This is a genomic window from Nostocoides australiense Ben110 (genome assembly GCF_001050535.1).
Classification (GTDB): Bacteria; Actinomycetota; Actinomycetes; order Actinomycetales; family Dermatophilaceae; genus Nostocoides_A; species Nostocoides_A australiense.
Map to the genome: position 1 here is coordinate 1,974,052 of NZ_HG764815.1, position 9,377 is coordinate 1,983,428.

Genomic DNA, 9,377 nt, shown 5'->3' on the forward strand with positions numbered 1-9,377 from the left:
CGGCGCGAGCTCGGTCGGCCGCTGCGGGTGCTCGATCTCGGCGGCGGCACGGGCGGTATGGCCGTGCCCCTCGCCCAGGCCGGTCACGAGGTCATCGTCGTCGACCCGAGCCCCGACGCGCTCGCGTCCCTGCGCCGCCGGGTCGACGAGGCCGGTGTCAGCGACAATCTGCGTTCCACGCAGGGCGACGCCGACGACCTACGCACGATCCTCAAGGCCCGCGTCGACCTGGTCACCGTCCACGGCACGCTGGAGGTGATCGATGACCCGCAGCGGGCGCTGCGGCGTATCAGCGAGGTCGTGGTCCCCGGAGGGCACCTTTCGGTCGTCACCGCCCAGCGTCTCGCCGCGGTCCTCGCCCGGGCCCTCGCCGGTCAGTTCGACCAGGCGCGCGCCGCCTTGGAGAGCGAGGACGGCCGCTACGGTCGCACCGACCCCTTGCCGCGACGCTTCGACAAGGCCGAGGTCGAGGGGATGGTCACCCACGCCGGCTTCACCGTCGTCGACAGCCACGGCGTGCGCCTGTTCAGCGACCTGGTGCCGTCGGTCTATCTCGAGTCCGACTCCGAGCGGGGCGCCCTCGTCGCGCTCGAGCAGGCCGTGGCCACGCACCCCGAGTTCGGCATCCTCGGACAGATCGGGTCCGCCCTGCACGTGGTGGCCCGCCGCCACAACTAGCGAAGCGCGCCGATGAGCCGCCGCCAGTTCAAGCCCCCGCCGCGAGCGGGCAACGAGTCGCCCGACGACACCGGCTGCACCGTCCTGCACGTCGACATGGACGCCTTCTTCGCCTCCGCCTCCCTGCTCGCGCGCCCCGACCTCAAAGGCACCCCCGTCATCATCGGCGGGCAGACCCGCGGGGTCGTCCTGTCGGCCACTTACGAGGCCCGCGCCTTCGGCGTCACCTCCGCCATGCCCATCGCCCGCGCCCGGAGGCTGTGCCCGCAGGCGACGATCCTGCGCCCCGATCACGAGCTCTACTCCCGGATGTCGGATGCGGTGATGGAGACCTTCGCCGCCATCACCCCGATCGTCGAGCCGCTCAGCCTCGACGAGGCCTTCCTCGACATCAGCGGGGCAGTACGCCGCCTGGGCAGCCCCGCGACCATCGCCCAGCTCATCCGCGACACCGTCCACGACGAACAAGGCGTCACCTGCTCCGTCGGCGTCGCCCCTACCAAGTTCGTCGCCAAGCTCGCCTCCGGTCTGTGCAAACCCGACGGCCTGCTCGTGGTCCCCGTCGCCGAGGTCGTCGGATTCGTCCAACAACTGCCCGTCGGCGCCTTGTGGGGGGTGGGGGAGAAGACCGAGGAGGCCCTGGGGCGGCTCGGCCTGGTGACGGTCGCCGACATCGCCCATACCCCTCTCGCCACCCTCAAGCGCGCCCTGGGCGACGCCGGCGGGCAGCACCTGCACGAGCTGTCCTGGGGGCGCGATCCCCGGCACGTCCAGCCGGTGCATCGCGAGAAGTCCATCGGCTCCGACGAGACCTTCCCCGTCGACGTCGACGACCCGGCATATATCCACCGTGAGCTGCTGCGGCTCTCCGCCAAGACCGCCTCACGGATGCGCGCTGCCGGCCTGGTCGGGCGCACCGTCTCCATCAAGGTCCGGTTCGCGGACTTCACGACGATCACCCGGGCCAAGACGCTGCGCGATCCGACCGATGTGACGCAGGAGATCTATGCCACGGCCAAGTCGCTGTATGACGCGCTGGGCCTGCAACGGGCCCGGCTGCGTCTCGTGGGGGTGCGGATGGAGGGGCTGGTGCGCGGGGCGAACGCGCCGGTCCAGCCCACCTTGGCGGAGCCGGAGTTCGGGTGGCGCGACGCCGACCGGGCCGTCGACCGGGCCTCCGCGCGGTTCGGATCGGGCAGTGTAGGCCCCGCCAGTCTGTTACGTCGGGATTGACACTCTTCCCTCGACGAAATTCGCGACATACTCTGGCCTTGACACACAGCGAAATGGGTCACAATGGTGAACTACCGGACCCGTTTCGGACGTCTTTAGTGCATACCGCCCGGCCACCGGCCGGGACCGATCCCGTGGGGAGGCCACCATGGCGCTGTCGGAGCGCGAACAGCAGCTCCTCGACGAGATGGAGCAGGCCCTCTACGCCGAAGACCCTCGCTTCGCGTCGCAGATGAAGTCGGTCGTGCGCCGCAGTTCGCACCGCCACCACGTCATCGGTGCCGTTGGCGTGCTCGCCGGCCTCGGTCTCGTCCTGCTCGGCGTCAACACCACCTGGGTGGTCGGCGCACTGGGCTTCCTCGTCATGGTCGCCTCGCTCGCCTACGCCTTCGCGCCGCCGCGCAAGAAAGCCGTCCAACTCGGCACCGTCCAGGTCGACGGCAGCGTCCGCGCCAGCAGCCCCAAGGCCAAGCGCGCCCCGAAGGGCCAGCGGAGCGGCGGCTTCATGGAGCGCCTCGAAGAGCGCTGGGAGCGCCGCCACAACTCAGGCTGGTAAGCCCGTCGCATCCGACTCAGCACAGGTTCGTCAAATCCGCAGACCTCCCTAGCTGTGCTGATTTCAGGAACCTTTGCTAGCAGAGGTTCCTCGGCTCACCGGGTGATCAGGACGCCGACGATCCACGTGGTCAGCACCGACATACCGGCGATCAACTCGATCCCCATGCTGTGCAACACCCCGCGCAGGGCGACCTTGGTCTGGGCCCAGGCCTGCGCGCGGTCGCGGGACTGACCCATCTCGACCAGATAGATCCCGAGGACGAAGCCGAGCGGGCCGCCGATGACGGGGATCACGAAGAAGCCGATGATGCCGAGCAAGGCTCCGAGCAGGAGGGTCGAGGTGCCGATGCCGGCCGCTTTCATCCGGCGGCCGGGGAGCAGGAACTGCAAGGCCAGGCCGGCCGCGTAGATCGCGAGGCAGATGCCGAAGACGACCCAGCCGGTGGTGGTGCCCAGGTCGAGGGCCCAGATCAGCACGCCGACGACGGCGATGAGCAGGCCGGGGATGACGGGAACGATGATCCCGAGGATGCCGGCGACGATCAGCAGGCCGGGGACCCAGATCGAGGCGCTCCCGGCCGTGCCGAAGAGGGAGAGCACGCTGCTCAGGAAGGCTCGCCGGTGAACTCCGGCGTCTCGATGAGGCGCTCGGTCTCGTCGTCGATGACCGCGAGGTCACGCAGCTTGGGCAGGTGTTCGCGGGAGTGGTGCAGGCAGAAGAGGAGTTCGCCACCAGCGTGCAGCCGCGCGCGCACATATGCCTGAGCGCCACAGCGGTCGCAGCGGTCGGCTGCGGTCAAGGACGGGGCCAATGCGGCGTTCACGGTTACCTTCTCTCTGTGCCTCGAGCGTGGACTCGGGGTGTTACATGCGGGTGACGTCGGGGCGTCCCGGCGTCGCTCGTTCCAACAGTCAAACACGGCGATTCGTTCCCGGGCCAGCAGATTGGGCGTGCGGCGCGTCCCGATTTGGTATGCGGCGCGTCGCCCGGTGCGTGTGCGGCGGCTGTCGGGGGTCCGGGTTACGGTGAGGCGCAGATCAGACAGAAAGGACACCGCCCGTGCCCGGCGCGAGCCGCAACACCAGCTACACCGCCCACCACCTGCAGGTCCTCGAGGGCCTGGAGGCGGTCCGCAAGCGTCCCGGCATGTACATCGGATCCACCGACGGCCGCGGCCTGATGCACTGCCTGTGGGAGATCATCGACAACTCGGTCGACGAGGCGCTGGCGGGCGTATGCAGCACGATCACCGTCACGCTGCACGCCGACGGGTCGGTCGAGGTCGGCGACGACGGGCGTGGGGTGCCGGTCGACATCGAACCGCGCACCGGGCTGACCGGCGTCGAGGTGGTCTACACCAAGCTGCACGCGGGCGGGAAGTTCGGCGGCGGGTCCTACACCGCCTCCGGCGGCCTGCACGGGGTGGGCGCGTCCGTCGTCAACGCCCTCTCGGCGCGGATGGACGTCGAGGTCGACCGCGGCGGCAAGACGCACGCGATGAGTTTCCGCCGCGGCGAGCCCGGCGTCTTCGCCGATCAAGGTGCCCCCGATCCCGAGGTCCCGTTCGCGCCATACGAAGAAACCCCCACCCTGCGCATCGTCGGCAAGGTCGCCCGCGCCCGCACCGGCACCCGGGTGCGCTATTGGGCCGACCGGCAGATCTTCATCAAGGACGCCCAGTTCGACGACGAGGCGTTGCGTTCGCGGGCTCGCCAGACCTCCTTCCTCGTGCCGGGGCTGAAGATCGTCATCCGCGACAACCGCGGCCTGCCCGGCACCCTCGGCGCCGACGGCCCCCACGAGGAGGTCTTCCACCACGAGGGCGGCATCAGCGAGTTCGCCGAGTTCCTCGCGACCGACCCGCCCGTCACGGACATCTGGCGGCTGCAGGGCACCGGCACCTTCACCGAGACCGTCCCGGTGCTCGACGCCAAGGGCCATATGACGCCCACCGACGTCGAGCGCGAATGCGGCGTCGACATCGCGCTGCGGTGGGGGACCGGCTTCGACACCTTGGTCGCGTCCTTCGTCAACATCATCGCCACCCCCAAGGGTGGCACCCACATCATGGGCTTCGACCAGGCCATGCTCAAGGTCTTCCGCAAGCAGCTCGAGGTCAACTCCCGCCGCCTCAAGGTCGGCACCGACAAGGTCGACAAGGACGACATCCTCGCCGGCCTGACCGCGGTCGTGACTGTGCGCCTGGCCGAGCCGCAGTTCGAGGGGCAGACCAAGGAGGTGCTCGGCACTCCTGCGGTGCGCCAGATCGTCGCCAGGGTTGTCGAGCAGGAGCTCACGCAACGCTTCGAGAACCCCAAGAAGGGCGAGAAGCAGCAGGGCAGTCTGCTGCTCGAGAAGGTCGTCGCCGAGATGAAGTCGCGCATCTCCGCGCGCCTGCACAAGGAGACCCAGCGCGCCAAGAACGCCCTGGAGTCCTCGACCCTGCCGGCCAAGCTCGCCGACTGCCGCAGCAGCGACACCTCGCGCACGGAGTTGTTCATCGTCGAGGGCGACAGCGCCCTCGGCACCGCCAAGCTCGCCCGGTCGAGCGAGTTCCAGGCGCTGCTGCCGATCCGGGGCAAGATCCTCAACGTCCAGAAGGCCTCGGTCGCCGACACCCTCAAGAACGCCGAATGCGCGGCGATCATGCAGGTCATCGGGGCCGGGTCGGGACGCACCTTCGACGTCGAGCAGGCGCGTTACGGCAAGGTCATCATCATGACCGACGCCGACGTCGACGGCGCCCACATCCGCACCCTGCTCATCACCTTGTTCTTCCGCTACATGCGTCCGCTCGTCGAGGCCGGCCGGTTGTATGCCGCCGTCCCACCCCTGCACCGCATCGAGGTCGTCAACCCCGGCAGCAAGCCCAACGACCTGATCTACACCTACTCCGAGGGCGAGATGCGCCAGCAGGTGGCGGCGTTGACCAAGCGGGGACGCACGATCAAGCAGCCGATGCAGCGCTACAAGGGCCTCGGCGAGATGGACGCCGACCAGCTGGCCGAGACGACGATGGACCCGCTGCACCGCACGCTGCGCCGTGTGACGGCCGAGGACGCCCAGAACGCCGCGATCACCTTCGAGTTGCTCATGGGCAACGAGGTCGCCCCACGCCGCGACTTCATCGTCGCCGGGGCCGCCCGCCTCGACCGCGAACGCATCGACGCCTGATCCGGCACCAGGGAGGGATCGGCAAGGACGCCGCCGACGGCTCTCCCGTCACACACGTGTGACGGGAGGGTCGTTTGATACAGATGCGATAACTATGGTGTGTCGCACACCACACGCGGCACCCGTTTGCTGCCATCCTGACCGCTCAGGACCCGCACCCGGCGGGTGCACAGTGATGTCGGAGGGAGCGCGACATGAGTCACGCCGTGAACGAGGTCGACGAGCGCCCCGCGGGCGGTGACACCGAGCTGCACCGGGCCATCGGTCCGAAACTGCTGTTGCTGTTCATCGTCGGTGACATCCTCGGAACGGGTGTCTACGCCCTGACCGGCTCCGTCGCCGGCGAGGTCGGGGGCGCCGCCTGGGCACCCTTCCTGGTCGCCTTCGTCGTCGCGACGATCACCGCCTTCTCCTACTTGGAGCTGGTGACGAAGTACCCGCAGGCGGCCGGCGCCGCCCTCTACACGCACAAGGCGTTCGGCATCCACTTCTTCACCTTCCTGGTGGCCTTCACCGTCATGTGTTCCGGCATCACGTCGGCCTCGACCGCCTCCAACGCCTTCGCCGGCTTCCTGCGCGATGCCTTCGGCAAGAAGGAGGACTGGGCTGCCGGGTCGACGCCCCTGCTGCTGATCGCGCTCGCCTTCATGGCCGTCGTCGCCGCCATCAACTTCCGGGGCGTCGGCGAGAGCGTGAAGGCCAATGTCGTCCTGACGCTGGTCGAGCTCTCCGGTCTGCTGCTCGTCATCTTCATCGGAATGTGGGCGGTCACCCAGGGCAAGGCCGACTTCTCCCAGACCATGGTCTTCGACAGCCCCAGCGACAAGAGCACCTTCTTCGCCATCACCGCGGCCACCTCGCTCGCCTTCTTCGCGATGGTCGGCTTCGAGGACTCGGTCAACATGGCCGAGGAGTGCAAGGACCCGATCCGCGACTTCCCCCGGATGATGCTCACCGGTCTGGGGATCACCGGCACGATCTACGTCCTGGTCTCCCTCACCGCCGTGGCCCTGGTGCCCGTGGGCAAGCTCGCCGATCCGGGTGAAGGCTCGGCCCTGACGCAGGTGGTCGCGGCCGGGGCCCCCAACATGCCGTTCGACAAGATCTTCCCCTGGATCGGCATGTTCGCCGTCGCCAACTCCGCGCTGATCAACATGCTGATGGCCTCCCGCCTGATCTATGGCATGGCGCGCCAGGAGGTCCTGCCGCCGGTGCTCGGCTGGGTGCACAAGTCGCGCCGGACCCCGTGGGTCGCCATCCTGTTCACCACGGCGATCGCCTTCGGCCTGATCACCTATGTGGTCCGCGCGAGCGGCAGCAAGGACGGCTCCGGCACGGTCTCGCTGCTCGGTGGCACCACGGCCTTGCTGCTGCTGTGTGTCTTCACGGTGGTCAACATCGCGGTGTTGATCTTGCGCAAGGACCACGTCGGGCATCGCCACTTCATCGCACCCTCGGTCCTGCCCATCGTGGGCGCGATCTCCTGCGCCTTCCTCGCCGGCCCGTGGGCCCGCAGCGAGGCCCAGCAGGAGCAATACAAGATCGCCGGCTACCTGCTCGCCCTGGGCGTGTTCTTGTGGGCCCTGACCTGGATCGCGAACCGATTCTTCTTCGCCAAGAAAACATACCTGCGCGACCCGGACGAACTCGACATCCACATGGACACCCACAACTGACCGGGTCGCCCCCGGCCCCGTTTCCCGCTCAGGGGGGCGGAGCCGTCGTGTCCCGGGGCACCAGGGAGGTGGCGAGTTCGATGCGGCTGACCGGGTCGCCGTCGAGGTCTTCCGCGTTCATCGCCTCGAGCAACATGGTCACCGCCGCCCGGCCCTGGGCGGGCACGTCCTGGCGCACCGTGCTCAGCCCGAGCACGCCGGCGAACGTGTGGTCGTCGATGCCGATGACCGACAGGTCCTCCGGCACCCGCAGCCCGAGGCGCCGGGCGGTGCCCAGCACCCCGATCGCCATCTCGTCGGAGGCGGCGAGCACCGCACTGGGCCGGGGTATGCCACGCAGCACCGGTTCGATCGCCGCCGCGGCCGCCGCTGCGGTCCAGTCGATGTCGAGGACCCACTCCGCGTGCACCGGCAGGCCGGCGACGCGCAGGCTGTCGCGGAAGGCCTCCACCCGCGCCGCGGGCGTCGACATGTGGGCCGTCGACTGCACGGCGGTACCGAGATAGGCGATATCGCGGTGCCCGAGGCCCAGCAGGTGCTCCACGGCCAGCCGGGCCGCCTGTCGGTCGTCGATGAGCACGGTCGGTGCTCCGTCGATGGCCGCGCCGACACACACCATCGGCAACGCGAGCCGCTCCAGCAGGGCGGTCTCCTCGGGCGTGGTCGCGACGTTGAGCCAGAGGATGCCGTCCACCCGCTTGACGAACATCTCCGGCTGGAGCCGCTCCTGCTCCTGTCCGGGCCGGTCGCCGAGGACGATGAGCAGGGTGTGGTAGCCGTGCTCGCGCAGCGCCTGCTCGATCGTCGTCACGATGGAGGCGAAGAACCACCGACTCATCATCGGGGCGACGACGGCCACGACATTGGTGCGCCCGGACGCCAGCGACGTCGCCGTGGGGGAGGCCACATAGTGCAGTTCCGCCGCGGCCGCGAGCACCCGTTCCCGCGTGCGCGGTTCGACGCGCGTCGACCCGTGCAAGGTGCGCGAGACCGTGGCGACCGAGACCCCGGCCAGCTTCGCGACATCGGCGATCGTGGTCATCAGCCCTCGGGTTCGTCTCGTTCCGGCGCCGCCGGTATCTGTGATGGTGCGTCTCCAGTTTCGTCACCGGAGTCGCCCCCGGCAAGCACCGGCGTCGCGTCGGGCACCGGGCCGGCGATAGCGGCGATGATCGCGGTCCCGGCAAACCCGGATCCGTCCCGCTTGCCCGTGGCCGCCGGCAACTCCAACGCAGCCCCGTTCGCCCCGGACGCCCGGGCCGGCGTGTTGCCGGCCCACGCGAGGACCAGGACGTCCTCGCCCTTGAGGAAACGGTGGGCGCGCACGCCACCGGTGCCGCGCCCCTTGGGCGGATACTCCTCATACGGCGCGACCTTGATCGCCCCGGCCTGGGTGCCCGGCAGCGCATCGGAGGCACCCGACGCGGTGACGACGATCCCCTCCGACCCGGTATCGACGACCCCGAAGAAGACCACGGAGTCCTTGGGCGCCAACCGGATTCCCGCCATCCCGCCGGCCGCCCGCCCCTGCGGGCGCACACTGCTCGCGGGGAAGCGCAGCAGCTGCGCGGTGGCGCTGATGAACACCAGGTCGGTCTGCTCCGACGGCACCTGCGCGGCCCCGACCACCTGGTCGCCGGGCTTGAGGGCGATGACCTCCCACTCGCTGCGGCCGAGGGGATAGTCGGGCACGACCCGCTTGACGACGCCCTGCGCGGTGCCGAGGGCGAGCGTCGGGCCACCGGGCTCGACCCCGGCCAGGGTCAGGATGCGCTCCCCGCGGGCCAGGTCGACATACATCTTCGCCGGCGTGCCGCCGGCGAGATTCGGGGCCCCGCTGGTGGGCACCAGGGTGGGCAGATCGAGGGCGGAGACCCGGACCATCCGCCCGGCCGAGGTGACGATCCCGAAGTGGCCGCGCGCGGACGTGCGCACCGCCCCGGCGATGGCGTCGTGCTTCGCGCGCCCGCCCTCGGCCGGGATGGGATCCGCCGAACCCGTGCGCGCGAGCAGCCCGGAGCTGGACAGCAGCACCCAGCACGGGTCGTCGGCGACCT

At 69.7% G+C, this 9,377-nt stretch carries 9 protein-coding genes; 5 read left to right on the forward strand and 4 right to left on the reverse strand.

Translation table 11 applies throughout. The features are described from left to right. The 3 genes from BN11_RS09550 to BN11_RS09560 all read left to right on the forward strand — a co-directional run. The coding region (locus BN11_RS09550) for a methyltransferase domain-containing protein (RefSeq protein ID WP_048701161.1) at positions 1 to 678 on the forward strand (678 nt) is incomplete at its 5' end. 12 nt (positions 679 to 690) lie between these two features. After that, complete coding sequence (dinB, locus tag BN11_RS09555; RefSeq protein WP_048697042.1) at positions 691 to 1,911, forward strand: DNA polymerase IV; 1,221 nt, start codon at positions 691 to 693, stop codon at positions 1,909 to 1,911. 148 nt (positions 1,912 to 2,059) lie between these two features. Further along, complete coding sequence (locus tag BN11_RS09560; RefSeq protein WP_048697045.1) at positions 2,060 to 2,467, forward strand: DUF3040 domain-containing protein; 408 nt, start codon at positions 2,060 to 2,062, stop codon at positions 2,465 to 2,467. Between the two features lie 95 nt (positions 2,468 to 2,562). Here the strand turns inward: BN11_RS09560 and BN11_RS09565 are convergent, their stop codons facing one another. After that, positions 2,563 to 3,069 carry a DUF456 domain-containing protein gene (locus BN11_RS09565; RefSeq protein ID WP_048697048.1) on the reverse strand — a complete coding sequence of 169 codons (507 nt, stop codon included), beginning with the start codon at positions 3,067 to 3,069 and terminating at the stop codon, positions 2,563 to 2,565. Between the two features lie 5 nt (positions 3,070 to 3,074). Next, positions 3,075 to 3,293 (reverse strand): DUF7455 domain-containing protein, encoded by a 219-nt coding sequence (locus BN11_RS09570; protein ID WP_048697050.1) that lies wholly within the window; start codon positions 3,291 to 3,293, stop codon positions 3,075 to 3,077. Between the two features lie 236 nt (positions 3,294 to 3,529). On the opposite strand from BN11_RS09570, the gene BN11_RS09575 reads away from it, so the two are divergent. Together BN11_RS09575 and BN11_RS09580 are read left to right on the forward strand one after the other, a co-directional pair. Next, positions 3,530 to 5,644 (forward strand): DNA gyrase/topoisomerase IV subunit B, encoded by a 2,115-nt coding sequence (locus BN11_RS09575; protein ID WP_048697053.1) that lies wholly within the window; start codon positions 3,530 to 3,532, stop codon positions 5,642 to 5,644. A 194-nt stretch (positions 5,645 to 5,838) separates the two neighbouring features. Continuing rightward, positions 5,839 to 7,320 (forward strand): APC family permease, encoded by a 1,482-nt coding sequence (locus BN11_RS09580; RefSeq protein ID WP_048697056.1) that lies wholly within the window; start codon positions 5,839 to 5,841, stop codon positions 7,318 to 7,320. A gap of 28 nt (positions 7,321 to 7,348) precedes the next feature. On the opposite strand, the gene BN11_RS09585 is transcribed toward BN11_RS09580, so the two are convergent. After that, positions 7,349 to 8,362: a LacI family DNA-binding transcriptional regulator gene (locus BN11_RS09585; protein WP_048697059.1), complete on the reverse strand. Its 1,014-nt coding sequence runs from the start codon at positions 8,360 to 8,362 to the stop codon at positions 7,349 to 7,351. Continuing rightward, positions 8,362 to 9,377 (reverse strand): DNA gyrase C-terminal beta-propeller domain-containing protein (locus BN11_RS09590; protein ID WP_327152856.1); only part of this gene is annotated, 1,016 nt, incomplete at its 5' end. The genes BN11_RS09590 and BN11_RS09585, both read right to left, overlap by 1 nt.

Bases quoted from the DNA above. Each gene is read 5' to 3' on its own strand.
- dinB (WP_048697042.1), top strand. From the start codon at position 691: ATGAGCCGCCGCCAGTTCAAGCCCCCGCCGCGAGCGGGCAACGAGTCG.
- BN11_RS09560 (WP_048697045.1), top strand. From the start codon at position 2,060: ATGGCGCTGTCGGAGCGCGAACAGCAGCTCCTCGACGAGATGGAGCAG.
- BN11_RS09580 (WP_048697056.1), top strand. From the start codon at position 5,839: ATGAGTCACGCCGTGAACGAGGTCGACGAGCGCCCCGCGGGCGGTGAC.
- BN11_RS09585 (WP_048697059.1), bottom strand. From the start codon at position 8,362: ATGACCACGATCGCCGATGTCGCGAAGCTGGCCGGGGTCTCGGTCGCC.